This is a genomic window from Lentzea chajnantorensis (assembly GCF_054300775.1).
On record NZ_JBSDZT010000002.1, the window covers coordinates 2,183,325 to 2,200,212 of the forward strand.

13 protein-coding genes are annotated in these 16,888 nt (G+C 70.9%); 6 read left to right on the forward strand and 7 right to left on the reverse strand.

The window, feature by feature from the left end; translation table 11 throughout:
- Positions 1-101 precede the first annotated feature (101 nt).
- Entirely contained in the window at positions 102-1,100 is a 999-nt protein-coding gene (locus ACVDFE_RS11585; RefSeq protein ID WP_360395338.1) for a HAMP domain-containing sensor histidine kinase, read from the reverse strand.
- Positions 1,097-1,771 (reverse strand): response regulator transcription factor, encoded by a 675-nt coding sequence (locus tag ACVDFE_RS11590; RefSeq protein WP_360395340.1) that lies wholly within the window; start codon positions 1,769-1,771, stop codon positions 1,097-1,099. Before ACVDFE_RS11590 ends, ACVDFE_RS11585 begins: the two co-directional genes overlap by 4 nt.
- A gap of 81 nt (positions 1,772-1,852) precedes the next feature.
- On the opposite strand from ACVDFE_RS11590, the gene recD2 reads away from it, so the two are divergent.
- Positions 1,853-4,015 carry an SF1B family DNA helicase RecD2 gene (gene recD2, locus ACVDFE_RS11595; protein ID WP_458430428.1) on the forward strand — a complete coding sequence of 721 codons (2,163 nt, stop codon included), beginning with the start codon at positions 1,853-1,855 and terminating at the stop codon, positions 4,013-4,015.
- 20 nt (positions 4,016-4,035) lie between these two features.
- Here recD2 and ACVDFE_RS11600 read toward each other — a convergent pair whose 3' ends face one another.
- The gene (locus tag ACVDFE_RS11600) at positions 4,036-4,176 is read right to left on the reverse strand and encodes a hypothetical protein (RefSeq protein ID WP_360395344.1); all 141 of its coding nucleotides are present in this window, start codon (positions 4,174-4,176) and stop codon (positions 4,036-4,038) included.
- Positions 4,177-4,401: 225 nt separating this feature from the next.
- Between ACVDFE_RS11600 and ACVDFE_RS11605 the strand changes: the two genes are divergently transcribed.
- The gene (locus ACVDFE_RS11605) at positions 4,402-5,679 is read left to right on the forward strand and encodes a M14 family zinc carboxypeptidase (protein WP_458430429.1); all 1,278 of its coding nucleotides are present in this window, start codon (positions 4,402-4,404) and stop codon (positions 5,677-5,679) included.
- A 205-nt stretch (positions 5,680-5,884) separates the two neighbouring features.
- Positions 5,885-7,006 carry a serine hydrolase domain-containing protein gene (locus ACVDFE_RS11610; RefSeq protein WP_360395348.1) on the forward strand — a complete coding sequence of 374 codons (1,122 nt, stop codon included), beginning with the start codon at positions 5,885-5,887 and terminating at the stop codon, positions 7,004-7,006.
- 69 nt (positions 7,007-7,075) lie between these two features.
- Here ACVDFE_RS11610 and ACVDFE_RS11615 read toward each other — a convergent pair whose 3' ends face one another.
- Complete coding sequence (locus ACVDFE_RS11615) at positions 7,076-8,701, reverse strand: glycosyl hydrolase family 18 protein (protein WP_360395350.1); 1,626 nt, start codon at positions 8,699-8,701, stop codon at positions 7,076-7,078.
- 178 nt (positions 8,702-8,879) lie between these two features.
- Complete coding sequence (locus tag ACVDFE_RS11620; RefSeq protein WP_458430430.1) at positions 8,880-11,285, reverse strand: ATP-binding protein; 2,406 nt, start codon at positions 11,283-11,285, stop codon at positions 8,880-8,882.
- Between the two features lie 204 nt (positions 11,286-11,489).
- Between ACVDFE_RS11620 and ACVDFE_RS11625 the strand changes: the two genes are divergently transcribed.
- A complete protein-coding gene (locus tag ACVDFE_RS11625; protein WP_458430431.1) occupies positions 11,490-12,203 on the forward strand; it encodes a response regulator in 714 nt (237 codons plus the stop codon).
- Between the two features lie 141 nt (positions 12,204-12,344).
- On the forward strand, positions 12,345-13,424 hold the full coding sequence (locus ACVDFE_RS11630; protein WP_360395356.1) for a DNA-3-methyladenine glycosylase family protein: 1,080 nt from the start codon (positions 12,345-12,347) through the stop codon (positions 13,422-13,424).
- A 183-nt stretch (positions 13,425-13,607) separates the two neighbouring features.
- Here the strand turns inward: ACVDFE_RS11630 and ACVDFE_RS11635 are convergent, their stop codons facing one another.
- Positions 13,608-14,528 carry a serine/threonine-protein kinase gene (locus ACVDFE_RS11635; protein WP_458430432.1) on the reverse strand — a complete coding sequence of 307 codons (921 nt, stop codon included), beginning with the start codon at positions 14,526-14,528 and terminating at the stop codon, positions 13,608-13,610.
- A gap of 163 nt (positions 14,529-14,691) precedes the next feature.
- Positions 14,692-16,104, reverse strand: a complete 1,413-nt coding sequence (locus ACVDFE_RS11640; protein ID WP_360395360.1) for an HsdM family class I SAM-dependent methyltransferase — start codon at positions 16,102-16,104, stop codon at positions 14,692-14,694.
- A 52-nt stretch (positions 16,105-16,156) separates the two neighbouring features.
- Between ACVDFE_RS11640 and ACVDFE_RS11645 the strand changes: the two genes are divergently transcribed.
- Positions 16,157-16,852: a PP2C family protein-serine/threonine phosphatase gene (locus ACVDFE_RS11645; RefSeq protein WP_360395362.1), complete on the forward strand. Its 696-nt coding sequence runs from the start codon at positions 16,157-16,159 to the stop codon at positions 16,850-16,852.
- Positions 16,853-16,888: the final 36 nt, after the last annotated feature.

The following is a 16,888-nucleotide window of genomic DNA, read 5'->3' on the forward strand; positions in this document are numbered from 1 at the left end:
CGAACGCGTCGAGTCAGTCATATCCCTCTCCAAGCCCAGAAAAAGGGCGCACTCCACCGGCGCACCGGCCAGCGGTGCGCACGAAAGCCAGAAAAAGTGGTTCAGCTGGGCAACGTCACCCGGATGCACGACCCGGGGTCGACCACGGCGATGGTGCCGCCGTGCAGGTCCACCACCCACCGGGCGATGGCGAGACCGAGCCCGGTCCCACCGCCGCCTGCGCGTTCCCCGCGGGTGAACCGCTCGAAGATCCGCGACCGGTCGGCCAGGGCGATCCCCGGCCCCTCGTCGCGCACCTCCAGCACCACCGACCCGCCGGACGCGTACCCGGACACGGTCACCAACCCCCCGGTGGGACCGTGCCGGGCCGCGTTGTCCACCAGGTTCACCAGCACCTGGTGCAGCCGTTCCCCGTCGGCCAGGACCGTCAGCCCGTCGGCGACCGACACCTCGAAGGACGCCGTGGGGGCAGCGACCGACGCCTCCGCCACCACGTCCGCCACCAGCGCCGCCACCGACAGCGGTTCCCGGTTCAGCGACAGCACCCCGGCGTCGATCTTCGACAGGTCCAGCAGCTCCGTGACCAGCCGGCCCAGCCGTTCGGTCTGGGCCAGCGCGGTCCGCATCGTCGCCGCGTCGGGCTGGGCGACGCCGTCGACGACGTTCTCCAGCACGGCCTGCAACGCCGAGATCGGCGTCCGCAGCTCGTGCGACACGTTGGCGATCAGCTCGCGCCGCTGCTGGTCGGCGGCGGCCAGGTCCGAGGCCATCACCGAGAACGCCTCCGCGAGCTGCCCGACCTCGTCGACCGAGGTCGCGCGCACCCGCAGCGAGTAGTCGCCGGAGGCCATCGACCGGGCCGCCGAGGTCATCTCCCGCAACGGCGAGGTCATGCCGTGCGCCAGCAGCTGCGAGGTGATGAGCCCCAGCACCAGCGCCATCAGCGTGGTGCGCGGCGGCAGCCACCCGGTCGCGTACCGGAAGTAGGCGAACGACACGCACCCGGACACCACGATCACGATCCCGAGCTTCAGCTTGATGGACCGCACCGAGTCCAGCGGACGCGGCAGCAGGTCCAGCAGAGCCAGGACCCTCCTCACCGGGGCACCTCCAGCGCGTACCCGATGCCGTGCACGGTGCGGATGAGGTCGGCCCCGAGCTTGCGCCGCAACGCCTTCACGTGGCTGTCCACCGTCCGCGACGACGCGCCGTCGTGCCACCCGCACGCCTCGGACAGCAACCGGTCGCGGCCCTGCACCGCGGACGGCCGTTCGGCCAGGAACACCAGCAGGTCGTACTCGGTCGGCGTCAGGTGCGCCTCGGTGCCGCCCCGGTGCACGCGCCGTGCCGCGAGGTCGATCGACAGGTCCCCCAGCTCCAGCGTGCGCGACACCGCCGCCCGCGAGACCCGCCGCAGCAGCACGTGCACCCGAGCGGCCAGCTCGCGCATCGAGAACGGCTTGGTCAGGTAGTCGTCCGCCCCCACGGCGAGCCCGACCAGCAGGTCCGTCTCGTCCCCGCGAGCAGTCAGCATCAGCACCGGCACCGTGCGCGCCGCCTGGATGCGGCGGCACACCTCCAGCCCGTCGAACCCCGGCAGCATCACGTCGAGGACCACCAGGTCCGGGACGAACGACGCCGCGGCGGCCACCCCCGACGGACCGTCGTGGGCCACGGACACCTCGAAGCCCTCCGCCCGCAGCCGCGCGGCCACGGACTCGGCGATCGTGATGTCGTCCTCGACCACGAGCACCCGGCGCTGACCTGTCATGACGGCGACTTTAAGACCCGCTCGTGGAGGACGCCGGGACAAGTTGTGAAGATCGTGTGCAGAGCGCTGTAGGTTCACGTCATGAACGTCCTCGAAGCGGTCCTGGAGAGGATCACCTACGCCAACGAGGACAACGGCTACACCGTCGCGAAGGTCGACACCGGCCGCGGTGACCTGGTCACGGTCGTCGGCGCGCTGCTCGGCGCCCAGCCCGGCGAGTCGATCAGGATGCGCGGCCGCTGGGGTTCGCACCCGCAGTACGGCAAGCAGTTCCACGTCGACGACTACACGACCGTCCTGCCCGCCACGATCCAGGGCATCCGCCGCTACCTGGGCTCCGGGCTGATCAAGGGCATCGGCCCGGTCCTCGCCGACAAGATCGTCACGCACTTCGGCGTCGACGCGCTCGACGTCATCGAGCACACGCCCGAGCGCCTCATCGAGGTGCCGAAGCTCGGCCCCAAGCGCACGAAGGCCATCGCGGACGCCTGGGAGGAGCAGAAGGCCATCAAGGAGGTCATGGTCTTCCTCCAAGGGGTCGGCGTCTCCACGTCGCTGGCCGTCCGCATCTACAAGCAGTACACCGACAAGGCCGTCGACGTCGTGCGCGAGGAGCCGTACCGGCTGGCGAGCGACGTGTGGGGCATCGGCTTCAAGACCGCCGACGTGATCGCCAAGGCCGTCGGCATCCCGCACGACAGCCCGCAGCGGGTCAAGGCCGGTCTGCAGTTCACGCTCTCCGAGGCCACCACCGACGGCAACTGCTACCTGCCGGAGCAGGCGCTCATCGCGGAGGCCATCAAGATCCTCCAGGTCGACACCGGGCTCGTCATCGACTGCCTCGCCGAGCTCGTCGAGGAGGAGGGCGTGGTCCGCGAGGAGCTGCCCGACGACGAGATCGCGATCTACCTGGTGCCGTTCCACCGCGCGGAGATCTCACTGGCGGCCCAGCTCAGGCGCCTGCTGCACAGCGACACCGACCGCATGCCGAGCTTCCAGGGCGTGAACTGGGACAGGGCGCTCGCCTGGCTCGGCACCGAGCTGGAGCAGCACCAGCGGGAGGCCGTGCAGCTCGCCCTCACCCGCAAGGTCGCGGTGCTCACCGGCGGACCGGGCTGCGGCAAGAGCTTCACCGTGCGCTCGATCGTCCGGCTGGCGCTGGCCAAGCGCGCGAAGGTCGTCCTGGCCGCCCCGACCGGCCGCGCCGCGAAGCGCCTCACCGAGCTGACCGGCCACGAGGCCCGCACCGTGCACCGGTTGCTGGAGCTCAAGCCCGGCGGTGACGCCGCCTACGACCGCGACCACCCGCTCGACGCCGACCTGGTCGTGGTGGACGAGGCGTCGATGCTGGACCTGCTGCTCGCCAACAAGCTCGTGAAGGCCGTGCCGCCGGGCGCGCACCTGCTGCTGGTGGGCGACGTCGACCAGCTGCCGTCCGTCGGGGCGGGCGAGGTGCTCAGGGACGTGCTGGCCCACGGCAGTCCGGTCCCGAACGTCCGGCTCACGCACATCTTCCGGCAGGCGCAGGAGTCGGGCGTCGTCACGAACGCCCACCGCATCAACAGCGGCGAGTACCCGGTGGTGCAGGGCCTGCCGGACTTCTTCCTCTTCGCCGCCGACGAGGCCGAGGACGCCGCCACCCTCACGGTCGACGTCGTGGCGAACCGCATCCCGCGCAGGTTCCGGCTCGACCCGCGCAAGGACATCCAGGTGCTCGCTCCCATGCACCGCGGCCCTGCCGGTGCCGGCTCGCTGAACGCGGTGCTGCAGGAGGCGCTGACGCCGTCGCGCGAGAACCTGCCGGAGAAGCGCTTCGGCGGCCGGGTGTTCAAGGTGGGGGACAAGGTCACCCAGATCCGCAACAACTACGACAAGGGCCGCAACGGCGTCTTCAACGGCACCCTGGGCGTCGTCACCGCGCTGGACCCGGTCGAGCAGAAGCTCACCATCCGCACCGACGAGGACGAGGACGTCGACTACGAGTTCTCCGAGCTGGACGAGCTCAGCCACGCCTACGCCATGACCATCCACCGGTCGCAGGGCAGCGAGTACCCGTGCGTGGTCATCCCGATCACGACCAGCGCGTGGATGATGTTGCAGCGCAACCTGCTCTACACCGCCGTCACGCGCGCGAAGAAGCTCGTCGTCCTCGTGGGCTCGAAACGCGCCATCGGCCAGGCCGTGCGCACCGTGGGGGCCGGCCGCCGCCACACCGCGCTGGCCCACCGCCTGCGCACCGGCTGACCCGCCCGATCCCGGCGAGCTCAGTCCAGGCTGCGGACGATCGTGGGCTCCAGCCCCTCGTCGTCGTCGGTGAGGGAGCCGCGCCAGGGGAAGTACAGGTGGTCCGGCAAGCCGAGGTAGGAGATCTCAGCGACGTTGGTGTCGAGGTGGAGATGATCCATGGCTGACGCTCCCGTTGGGTTCCCGTGGGCTGTGTGCGGACCTCGCTGTCGTCGAGTCGGTTTCGGCGTGGAGCACAATAACCGCTGCGATGCTGGGACCGATCTTATTGATTTTCGTCACAGCTCGCCAAGCGGCAGTTTGCGGGTCCCACTGACCGGACGGTAGTCATCCGTCCGGTCGAACGGACTGGCGCGGCTCACCCGGACGGCCGATCATCGGTGGTCATGCGGACCGCCCTCGCCCTGCTCGCCGGCCTGACCCTGCTGCTCAGCCCGGCACCGGCGCCGGCGGACGGTCCACAGGCGACGTACGTGCTGCGGGTCCCGGCCCCGCTGGGGGAATCGGCCGAACGGCTGCTCGGCCTCGGCTATGACGTCGCGGAACACCGCGACGGCGCGGACCTCTTCGTCATCGGGAACGCGCACACCGCCGACGACCTCCGCGCCGACGGTTTCCAGTCCACTGTCGAGTCGGCGCTGTCCGCGTCTCAACAGGTGCCGCGGTCGCCCGACGCCACGACCTACTACGGCGGCTACCGCACGGTCACCGCGCACCTCGCCCACCTCGACGAGGTCGCCGCACAGCACCCGGACCTCGCGACCGTCGTCGACTACGGCGACTCCTGGCGCAAGACCCAGGGCGACGGCGGCCACGACCTGAAAGCCGTCTGCATCACCAGGATGGCGCCCGGCGACTGCGCGCTGACGCCGGCCGCGCCGAAGCCGCGGCTGTTCGTGATGGGGCAGCTGCACGCCCGCGAGATCACCACCGGTGACCTGGCGTGGCGGTTCGTCGACGACCTGGTCGGCTCCGACCTGACCGCGCTGCTCGACGACCTGGAGGTCTGGGTCGTGCCGATCGCGAACCCCGACGGCGTGGACATCGTCGAGTCCGGCGGCGACACCCCCGTGCCGCACCGCAAGAACGCGCAGGGCACCTGCTCCAGCGGTCCGCGCGGCGTCGACCTCAACCGCAACGCCGGCTCGCACTGGGGTGAGGTCGGCAGCTCCGCGAACAGGTGCAGCGAGGTCTACCGCGGCCCGCGCGCCGACTCCGAGGTGGAGACCCAGGCGCTGCAAGCGTTGTGGCGCAGCCTCTACCGCGACACCCGCGCGCCCGGTGACACCGCGGCGGCCACACCGGACACGACCGGTGCCGTGATCTCCATGCACAGCTACGGCAACTACGTGCTCTTCCCGTGGGGCTGGAGCACGCAGAAGTCCGGCAACGACGAGGCGCTGCGCAGGATCGCGAACGAGATGGCCGCGCTGTCCGGGTTCCGCGCGGGCCAGCCGGGCGAGCTGCTCTACAACGCCTCCGGTGCCACCGACGACTGGGTGTACGACGACCTGGGTGTGCCGAGTTTCGTCTGGGAGATCGGTGCCTCGTCGGGCACGTGCGGCGGGTTCCTGCCGCCTTTCTCCTGTCAGCAGGACGTGCATTGGCCGAAAGTGCGCGCAATGCTCGTCTCGGCCATGAAAGCGGCGCACAAGCCCTATTGATCCGGCCCGATCAGCCGTCGTTCGCCCCCAAGGGCAGATCACGCCACCTGGAACCGCCGGTCTCCGCCCGGTCGGTGGCGGCCGATCTCGTTGCCGTGCAGGCGATTCCACGCCAGGACGCACCCCGGGTCAGGGTCACCCCTAGGGAGGCCCGTCCGCCTTGAGGTGGATGCGGCGGTCCCCGCGCCTCGACAAGGTGGTGGACATGGGGATTCGACTGAGAGTTCGACTCGTGGCCGGCATCACGACGGCCGGACTGCTCGCCGCCACCACCGGCACCGCGCTCGCGGCCGACACCACGGCCGGCGCCACCGGCGGCGCGATCGACCGCGGGGTCGTGCAGGGGGCGCTCGACCAGATCACGGCGAGCGGGGGAGCGCTCGGCGTCCAGGTCAGGGTGACCGACGGGCGCCACCGCCTCACCGCCCGGTCCGGCAAGGCCGAGCTCGACCGCAACCGCCCGGTGCCGGAGAACGGCCGGTTCCGCATCGGCAGCATCACCAAGACGTTCGTGTCGACGGTGCTGCTGCAGCTCGCCGGCGAGGGCAAGCTCGACCTGGACGCGCCCGTCGTGCGCTACCTGCCCGGTTCGATCGACACCCGCATCACCGTGCGGCAGGTGTTGCAGCACACCAGCGGGCTCTACGACTACACCAGCGCGCTGCCGCTCGACCCGGACGGCTTCGAGCAGATCCGCTACAAGCACTGGTCACCGCAGGAGATGCTCAAGATCTCCACGGACCGGCCGCTCGACTTCGAGCCCGGCACGCAGTGGAGCTACTCCAACACCAACTACGTCGTCGCCGGCCTGCTGGTCGAGAAGATCACCGGCCGCCCGTACGAGAAGGCCGTCGAGCAGCGCATCCTCAAGCCGCTGCGGCTGGCCGACACCGAGGTGCCCGGCGACGACCTCGACATCAGGGGCCCGCACGCGCACGGCTACTCGACCGTGAAGGGCAAGCCGACCGACGTCACCCGCCTCAACCCGTCGGTCGCGTGGGCCGCCGGTGAGATGATCTCCACGACGAAGGACCTCGACACGTTCGTCGTCGCGCTGGCGAGCGGCAAGCTGCTCAAGCCCGCGCAGCAGCAGGAGATCAGCAGGACGACCGCGGTCAGTCCCGACTACGGCCTGGGCCTGCAGGTGCAGACCCTGCCGTGCGGCACGAAGGTGTGGGGCCACGGCGGCGGCATCCCCGGCTACTCCTCGGAGCTGCTGACCACGCCGGACACCCGGAAGCGCCTGGAGCTGTCGGCGACCAGCGCACCCACCAGCGGCAACCCCACCGACGCCTACCTGAAGCTGCTCACCGAAGCGTTCTGCTGACCCGGCTGTTTCCGGGCAAACGAAAGGGGAGCTGGGCTGACCAGCTCCCCTCCCGGCGTTGTCGAAGGACTACCCGAGGGCGTTCTTCATCGCGGTGATCAACTCTCCGTTCGCGGTGTCACCCGTGAGCTCCCAGAAGAACGCGCCGCCCAGACCCTGGCCGCGTGCCCACTGGATCTTGCTGGTGATCGTCTGCGGGGTGTCGTAGCTCCACCACTGGCCGTTGCAGAACGCGTAGGCCGTGCCGGCGATCGTGCCGGTGGTGGGGCACTTGGTCTTCAGGACCTTGTAGTCCTCGATGCCCGCCTCGAACGTGCCGGGAGCCGGGCCGGTCGCCGTGCCACCGGGGGTGGCCTGCGTGACGCCCGTCCAGCCGCGGCCGTAGAAGCCGATGCCGAGCAGGAGCTTGCTGGCCGGAACGCCCTTCGAGCGCAGCTTCGAGATCGCGGCCTCGGAGTTGAACCCGGCGGTCGGGATGCCGTTGTACGACGTGAGCGGGGAGTGCGGAGCCGTCGGGCCCTGGGCCGCCCACGCACCGAAGTAGTCGTACGTCATGACGTTGTACCAGTTCAGGTACTGCGCCGCGCCGCCGTAGTCGGCCGCGTCGATCTTGCCGCCGGCGGAGCCGTCAGCCGTGATCGCAGCGGTCACCAGGAAGTTCTGGCCGAACTTGGTGCGCAGCGCCTGCGACATGTTCTTGAACGCCGCCGCACCGCTCGTGTCGCACGACAGGCCACACGCGTTCGGGTACTCCCAGTCGATGTCGATGCCGTCGAACAGACCGGCCCAGCGCGGGTCCTTCAGCAGGTTGTAGCAGGAGTCGACGAACGCGGGCAGGTTCCGCGACGCCTCACCGAAGCCGCCGGACCAGGTCCAGCCGCCGAACGAGTACAGCACCTTGAGGTGCGGGTACTTCTTCTTCAGCTTCATCAGCTGGTTGAAGTTGCCGCGCACCGGCTGGTCCCACGTGTCGGCCACGCCGTCGACGGCTTCCGCCGCGGTCATCGCCTTCTCGATCGCGGGGAAGGCCTCACCGATGGTGCACTTGCCGCCGACCACGTTGCCGAACGAGTAGTTGATGTGCGTGAGCTTCGACGCCGAACCCGAGGTGTCGATGTTCTTCACCTGGTAGTTGCGGGCCGGGTACACACCCCACTCCGTGAAGTAGCCCAGGTTGATCTTCCCGGGAGGCGGCGGCGGACCGGTGGTCGTCGTCGTGGTGGTCGTGGTGGTGGTCGTCGTGCTCGTGGTGGTGCTGGTCGTGGTCGTGGTGGTCGGGTTCGTCCCGCCCGCCTCGCACGAGCCGCCGTTGAGCTTGCAGTTCGTCGGCGCACCGAACGTGCCGGTGTACGAGCCGTTGAAGCCGAAGCTCACCGACCCGCCGGCACCGATGTTGCCGTTCCAGGTGTTCTTGACCGTGACGTTCTGACCGCTCGTCGTGTACGAGCCGTCCCACAGCGAGGTCACGCGGTGGTTGGCCGGGAGCGTGAACTCCACGGTCCACGACGTCAGGGCCGCCGCGCTGTTGTTCGTGATCGTGTACTTGCCCTCGAAGCCCGTTCCCCAGTCCGAACCCTTGGAGAACGTGGCGGAAACGCCACCGGCACCGCTCGCGGCGGGCACGACGACGATTCCGAGGACCATCGCGGCTACTGCCGCGAAGAGAGCAGCTAGATGCCATCGGAACTTGGACATCGGTCTCCTCAGTCGCAGGGGGTGCCTGAACGATGTGGTTTAGACCACTTGAAGGTCAAGGTCTAGACCTCTGCCGTCACTCGAACGGACTAGTGCTGATGCGGTTCAGAAGCCTTTTCCGCCGCCACGCCCTACTGTCGGTCGATGCGCGCAAACCTTTGCGCAGCCCGGTTGCCGGTCAGCCGATGGCGCGTTCCGCGCCCCACGCCGCGATGTCCTCGCGGCTGCTCAGCCCGAGCTTGTCCCGCAGGCGCTGCAACCGGGCCGCCACGGTGCGGACGGACACGTTGAGCCGGTTCGCGATCTGCTGGTTCGTCAGTCCGGCCGACAGCAGCGCGACGACACGCCGTTCGTGGTCGTCCAGCTCGCCGTGCGCGGCCTCCGTGCGGTCGAGCCACACCTCGTCCTGGATGAACGCCTCGATCTCGGTCGGGGTCAAAGGGGTTGCGGCCTCATCGGCCCGCTGGGTGGGTAGCATCAGCCGCGCGGTGTTCATCGCACCGGCGACCTTCTCCGCCCAGAACGGGTCCGGCACAACGCCGACCGACCGGCGCATCGCACGCCCGGTCGCTTCCAACCGCAGCGCGCGCTCAGCCTGACCGCGCAGCATCGCCGCTATGGCGAGGCCTTCCAACGCGTCCGGGGCGCTCAGCGGGTTCACGCCGTCCATCCGCAACGCCTCCCGGAAGGCGTGCGCCGCCTCATCCAGATCGCCCTGCACCAACGCCACGGCACCCCGCGTGGTGAGGGCACCGGCGATGCGCGCGGGCACACCCGACGTGCGCGAGATCGGCAACGCCTTCATGACCGCCTTCTCGGCGCGTTCGTGCTTGCCCAGCGACAACGCCGTGCGCGCCAGGTCGACCAGGCACGTCGCGCGCGCAAGGGGTTCACCGAGCAGCTCCGCGACGCGCAGGCACTCGGTGTTGTTCTCGTCCGACGCCTCCCAGTCGCCGCTCGACTGCTGCACCGCCGCGAGCGTGCTGCGGCAGCTCATCACCAGCGCCGGGTGACCGATGCCGCGCACCAGCCGCGACGCCTCACCGGACAGCTCGACGGCCTCGTCGCGGTCACCCTGCTCGGCGGCGAACCTGGCCGCGTGGTTGAGCGCCACGCACCGGTAGTCGTCCCTTGTGGACGGTCGCCGCAGTGCGTCCCGCAGCAGCGCCCTGGCCTGGCCGAGCCGCCCCCGCCGGGCAGCGCAGTCGGCGAGCGCCGCGGTGAGCAGCAACAACCGCTCGTCAGCGCGGTCCGCAGCCCACTCGACGGTGCCGAGCAGGCTGTCGACGTGGTTGTCGAGCCGGTCCTGCACCTCCGCCGGCATCGACAGCGGCGCGGTGATCAGCACGTCCGACAGGTCGGTGAACCACCGCGCCAGCGCCTCGAACGCGACGTCCAGCTCACCCGCCACGGCCAGCTTCTCCCTGGCGTGCAGGCGAACCGGCTCCAGCTGCCGGAACCGCGTCGTGCCCGGCACCGCGGTCAGCAACGACTTGGCCTGCAACCGGGACAGCACGTCCAGCACCGGTTCCGCCGACCGTTCCGTCGAACACACCTCGGTGGCCGCCGCCAGGTCGAACCCGCCGTCGAACACGCTCAGCCTGCGCAGCACGAACTGCTCGTCCGGCTGCAGCAACCGGTAGCTCCAGTCGATCGCCTCCCGCAACGACCGCTGCCGCGCGGGCGACTTGCGGCAGCCCAGCGTCAGCAGCTCCAGCGGCTCGTCCACGCGGTCGCAGATGTCCGCCACCGGCAGCAGCTGCACCCAGCGCGCGGCCAGCTCGATCGCCAGCGGCATGCCCTCCAGCCGCGCGCACAGCAGCGCGACCGCCGCCGTGTTCTCCGGCGTGAGGCGGAAGTCCGGCTTGCGCTCGCGTGCGCGTTCGACGAACAGCTTCACCGCCTCCGACCGCGGCGCCGCCGTCGTGACCAGGTCGCGGTCCGTCGACGGCACCGGCAGACCCTCCACGTGGAAGCTCACCTCACCGCTGATCCACAGCGCCTCCCTGCTCGTCGCGAGCACCCGCACACCGGGACAGCGGTTCAGCAGCAGGTCGGCCAGCTCCGCGCACGTGTCGAGCAGGTGCTCGCAGTTGTCGAGGACGACGACCACCCTCATGTTCACGAGCGTTTCCAGCACCGTGTCCCGCAACGGCTCGTCCGACTGCTCGACCCCCAGGGCGTGCGCGACGGCCGGCAGCACGGCACCACCGTCGGTCACCTGGCCCAGCTCGACCAGCAGCACCCGGTCCGTGCGCCCGCGCCGCAACCGCCCCGCCGCCTCCAGCGCGAGCCGCGTCTTGCCCGCACCCGCACTGCCCACGAGCGTAACGAGACGGTGCCGGCGCAGGAGCTGGTCGAGCTTCGTCAGCTCCTGCTGCCGCCCGACGAACGCGTCCCTCGCCGCGGGCAGGTTCGCCAGCACCCGAGGCTTCTGCCTGGTGGCGGGCGCCCGCACGGCCGAGCTCACCCGCCGCCGGTAAGCCCGTTGGCGGCAGGCGTTGGAGCAGTAGGACCTGCGCTGCTCCGAGGTCGAGGGAGGCAGCGCGCCGGCGCACAGGGCACACCGTCCGGTGCTGGTCATGAGCGCCTCTCCTCCAGCCGTAACGGCAGCCCGGTGCCGTCTCGCGGCGGTGTTCCCGCAGGTGGCGGTGGTTGTTCGAGTGCATGCACCCCGTTACGCCCCGGCCTGCGCGAGACGGTGCGCACCGCGCTCGTTATGCCTGCCTTCCCCCGACCCTCGTTCGGCAACAAACTGGTGGCTGGTCCGGTCTGACGGGGAGAACGCATGACGGTGACGACGAGTGCTTCGCGGACGAACGGTGGGCTGCAACTGGTGAACAAGCCGCGCACGACCACCGTCGGCATCGCCGACGACGAGGTGCTGATCCGCACCGGCGTCCGCGGCGTGCTGGAACGCTCCGGCACCATCGCCGTGGTCGGGGAGGCGAGCGACGGCACCGGCGCACTCGAACTGGCCCGCCGCCACCGCCCGCAGGTCCTGCTGCTGGACGCCGCCCTGCCCGGCATGGAGGGCCTGACCGCCGTCCGCATGATCCGCAGGCACGCCCCCGGCACCCAGGTGGTCATGCTCTGCACCCCGCCCACCGAGGAGCTGCTGTTCCCCGCACTGCGCGCCGGAGCAGCGGGCTTCCTGCCCAGGAACGGCGACCCCGACACCCTCGTGACCGCCGTCCGCGCCGTGGCGGCGGGCGAAGCCGTCCTCTCCCCGTCCGCCACCCGCGCCCTCGTGGACCACTTCACCGGCGCCGACTCGGACCGCCGCGACGCCGCCCGCAGCCGCATCGGCCTGCTCACCCGCCGCGAACAGGAGGTGCTGGTGTACCTGGCCCAGGGCATGGCCAACGCCCGCATCGCCCGGCTGATGTACCTGTCGGAAGGGGCGATCAAGGCCCACGTCAGCCGACTGCTGACGAAACTCCGCTGCGACAACCGCGTCCAAGCCGCCCTCATCGCACGCGACGCCGCCCTTCCCTGCTGAAGTCCACCCCTGTCGCAACGGCGCGACAACCAGCCTATCCAGGCCTGATCGCATCGCGAAGCAGGTCACCCGGTTGGCCCCGTCGCGGTGATGTCCCTTTCCCGCCAGCATTCGACGGCGCACACGGGCACTATTGAGGACATGCACCACTCCGCGCCCTCGGCCCGCGCGTCCATCGTCGAGCGCGCAACACTTCTGCTCGCCGACGGTTTCGTCGAACGCTCCGGCGTCCGCGCACTGGCGTCCCACCTGGGTTGCACCACAAGCCATCTGCGCACCCAACTGGTCGACTCCCTGGGCGCCGACGCCCGAACCCTCTCCGCCGCGTTCGCCGCCGGCCGCGCCCTGCCCGCCATCACCGCACTCCCGCACCAGATCCCGCTCCGCCTGCCGTTCCACACCCCGCTGTTCCCCGACAACCTCTTCGGACACCTCATCGCCACCGCCGTCCCCGGCGTGGAGGAGTGGCGCGACAACACCTACCGCCGCACCCTCCGCCTCCCGCACGGCCCGGGAATCGCCGCACTCAGCCCCCGCCCCGACCACGTGGCAGCGGTGTTCGCCTTGACCGACGTCCGCGACCTGCCCGCAGCGGTGGCCCTGTGCCGCTTCCTGCTGGACCTCGACGCCGACCCGTCCGCCATCGACACCGCACTGGCCGCGGACCCGGTCCTCGAACCGTTGGTGCACAAGGCCCCCGGCCGCCGCGTCCCCCGCACCGTCGACGGCGCCGAGTTCGCCGTCCGAGCCGTCCTCGGCCAACAGGTCTCCACCGCCGCGGCCCGCACCCACGCCGCCCGCCTGGTCCAGCGCTTCGGCACCCCGGTCGCCGATCTCCACCTGTTCCCCCTGTCGTTCGACCCGGCGACCCTGGCCGTGCCGACCTCCCGCCGCACGACCATGGCCGCACTGCTCGGTGCCCTGGAGTCCGGTTTGGACCTGTCGATGTCCGCGGACCCCACCGTCGTCCGGGAGGCCCTGCACGCTTTGCCCGGCTTCGGGCCGTGGACCGTGGAGTCCATCGCGATGCGCGCCCTGGGAGACCCGGACGCCTTCTTGCCGACCGATCTCGGGATCAAGCTGGCGGCTGCGTCACTCGGGTTGCCGGTGACTCCGGCGGCGTTGAGCCGGCGGGCTGCGGAGTGGCGGCCTTGGCGGTCCTATGCGGTGCAGCACCTGTGGGCCACCGGGGAGCACGAGGTGAACCGCATTCCGTCGTGATCCGGCCATGGCTCGCACCGCCGGAGTGCGGCTTCCGCGCGCACGTCCTGGTTTTCGCCGCTCACGGCGTGATCGCTCCCACCGCGCGGCTTCCGCCTACGACTTGGCTTCTGTGCCCACGGCCTGGCTCGCACCGTCCGCACCGCTTGTGGCGCGGTTCCGCCACCCCTACCGCGTGCCCGCCTACTGCCTGACCCCCGCCACCCGAGGCGCGCCCCCGCCATCCACCGCACGGTTCCCGTACCGCCGCTGCACGTTGGCGTACATCGTCCCCGTCGACCCCTCCGCCACGAACCCCGGCAACGCCGGCACATCCCTCGAAACCCCTTGCAGCGCCTCGGAAACCTCCCGCGCCGACCCCGGCCGTCCGTCCGGCTCCTTGGCCAGCAACCGCTGCACCACCCCGTTGAGCCCGCCCGCGACGGCTCGCGGCACCTCGCGCACGTGCCGTTCGAACACCGCGTACGCCGTCGGGCCGGTGAACAGCTGTGCGCCGGTCAGCATCTCGTGCAGCACGCACCCCAGCGCGTACAGGTCGCTGCGCGGCTCGGCGACTCCGCGCTGGATCTGCTCGGGCGCCATGTACGAGGGGGTGCCCAGGATCTGGCCGGCGCGGCTGAACGGGGCCACGTCGCTCTCCCGCAGCAGGGCCAGGCCGAAGTCGAGGACCTTCACGGCGCCGTCGGGGCACAGCATCAGGTTCGTGGGCTTGAGGTCGCGGTGGCAGATGCCGCGGTCGTGGGCCGCGGCCAGCACGGCGGCGGTCTGGGCGGCGATGTTGGCGGCCCACGGTTCGGGCAGGGGGCCGAACTCGTCGACCAGGTCGGCGATGGTGACGCCGTCAACGAACTGCATCACCTGGAACAGGCGCTGCTCGTACGTGCCGAAGTCGTAGAGCACCGGGACGCCGGGGTGTTCGAGCTTCGCCACGATGCGCGCTTCGCGTGCGAAGCGCTGCTGGACCTCCTCGTCGCTCCCGGGCAGTTGCAGGAGCTTGACCGCCACGCGGCGATCCAGGCGCAGGTCGCGGCCGCGGTGCACGGCGCCCATGCCTCCCCGGCCCAGCGGCAGGTCGTCGATCTCGTAGCGGTCGGCGATCAGCACCGGCGCAGCCTAACCGCCGCCGGCGACGGGCTGTTCCGGTTCGCGTGCGGGTCCCGGTCGCCTGTCCCGCGCGCTTCCTCGTCAGCGAGGCGGGCGAGACCGCGAATCCGGACATCCCGATCGGGTGAATTGAGGTCACGGTGCGTGCTCATCGCCGTGCGCCCTACGCAGGTCCGATCTGGCCGCCGAGCAACCCGTTGTATCCCAAACGGACCAGCTCCGCAGCGCCCTCCAGGCTGTCCTCCAGGTCCCTGAGCTGCACGAACGCGCGGCCATAGCGTCGTTGTTCGTCCAGCGGCAGCGACGGGACCTGGGTGCGGCGGACGTCCAAGCGCGTCGAGCCGGTGGGGGTGCGGGCGAGCGCGGCGCGGAGCAGGCCGGTCAGGTAGTCCGGGTCGAGGCGGGCCGGGTCGATCTCGTAGGTCGCGCCGGTCGGGGACGTGACGACGTGCGGGCCGGGGGCCGCCCGGAGCAGGTCGCCGATGGTCGTCATCGGCGGCAGGACGCGGTCGTGCAGTTCCGGCGGCTCGGGCATCGAGTACTTCGCGCGGGTCTCCACGTAGGCGCGGCCGTGCTGGCCCCGCAGGCGGCCGGGGCTCAGGTCGACGTCGTCGTCGAGGAGGTCGAGCACGCGCGTGTTCGGATCGAGCGACTCCGGGCGGTCGACCGAGTCGGGGGAGTCGAGCAGCGTCACGTGCTCGGGTGCGCGGTCGCTCGGGTGCGGGTGGCGCAGCAGCCACAGGTCGCGGCCCGGCTGGACGGTGATCACCGCGGTCACGGCGCCGGCGCGCAGGAGGTTGCCGCGCACGCGTTTGCCGGCCCGGCGGGAAGCCGCGGCGGACGGCATCAGGATCGCGACGGGCGCGCCCGGCCTGGCCAGCGACAGGCAGTGCTGCGCCCAGGCCAGCTCGGGTTCACCGCGCGGCGGCTGGCCGTGCGTCCAGCGCGGGTCGCCGATCAGCTCCTCGTGACCCCACGCGCGGTCGTGCCACGGCGGGTCGCACAGCACGGCATCCGCCTTCTCGACGATCCCGTTGTGGCGCAACGAGTCGCCGTCCACGACGTAGGCGTCCGGCAGGCGGCGGCGCGCGATCGCGGCCAGCACCGGGTCGAGCTCCTGGCCCACCTTGCGGCGCGCACCGGCCAGCTTCAGCAACGAACCGGTGCCGCACGCCGGGTCGGTCACCGTGCCGTCGTGGGCCTCGGTCAGCGAGACCATCAGCCGCGCGATCTCCGGCGGCGTCGGGTTCAGCAGGCGGGAGTGGGCGGCCGCGTACCGCTCGTGCAGGTACTCGAACGTCACCGCGTCCGCCTCCACGGCCAGCAGCGCCGAACCGAGCTTCAGGTCGTCGACGGTGCGCAGCTGGGTCCAGAGGCGCTCGGCAGGGGAGACGCGGAACGGCTTGCCGTTGCGCCGCAACCATGCCTCCACGTCGCGCAGCAGGTACAACGGACTGGAGGCCGTACCACCGACCGGCACCGGGAAGTCGTCGAACCGGCGCCGCCAGTTCGACACGGCCGCGCGGCCCACGTCTGCCAGACGCGCGATGTCACCGGCGTTGACCGTCTCATCCATGTTCACAACCGTATTGCTTGTGAAGTGACTTCACAAGTGATCTACTGGTGGCATGACACACGAGCTGCGCATCGCCGTGGCCACCGATCCGGGGCTGGTCCGTGAGCAGAACGAGGACTCGGTGTACGTCCGCGCGGACCTGCAGGCGGTGGCCGACGGGATGGGCGGCCACGAGCACGGCGAGCTCGCCAGTGCAATCGCGGTGGACGTTCTGGCGCACTGGCAGGGCGACCTCGGCCCGGCCGTCAGCGAGATCGCGCGCCGGCTCGACGAGGAGGCCCCGCAGGGCACCGGCACCACGCTGACGGCGATCCGCTGGGAGGGCTTGGCGTTCCAGCTGGCCCACATCGGCGACTCCCGCGCGTACGTGCTGAGGGAGGGCGAGCTGCGCCAGCTCTCCCACGACCACACCATGGTGCAGGCCCTCGTCGATGCCGGCCGGCTGACGCCGGAGGAGGCCGCCGGGCACCCGCGCCGCGCGTTCGTGCTGCGGGCCCTGCAGTCCGGCAACTCGCACGACCCGGACCTGTCCTGGCACCAGGCGCACCTCGACGACCGCTACCTGCTGTGCAGCGACGGTCTCACCGACTACACCGACCTGGGCGACGTGCACGAGATCCTGCAGTCCACAGAGGACGGCACGGAGGCCGCCTGGCAGCTCGTCGCACTGGCCAACGGCAACGGCGGCCCGGACAACATCTCGTGCGTCATCGTCGACGTCGTCCGCAAGAAGTGGTGGCAGCGCTAGGAAGCAAGCGCCGAGGACCAAGCGCCGCAAAGCAGA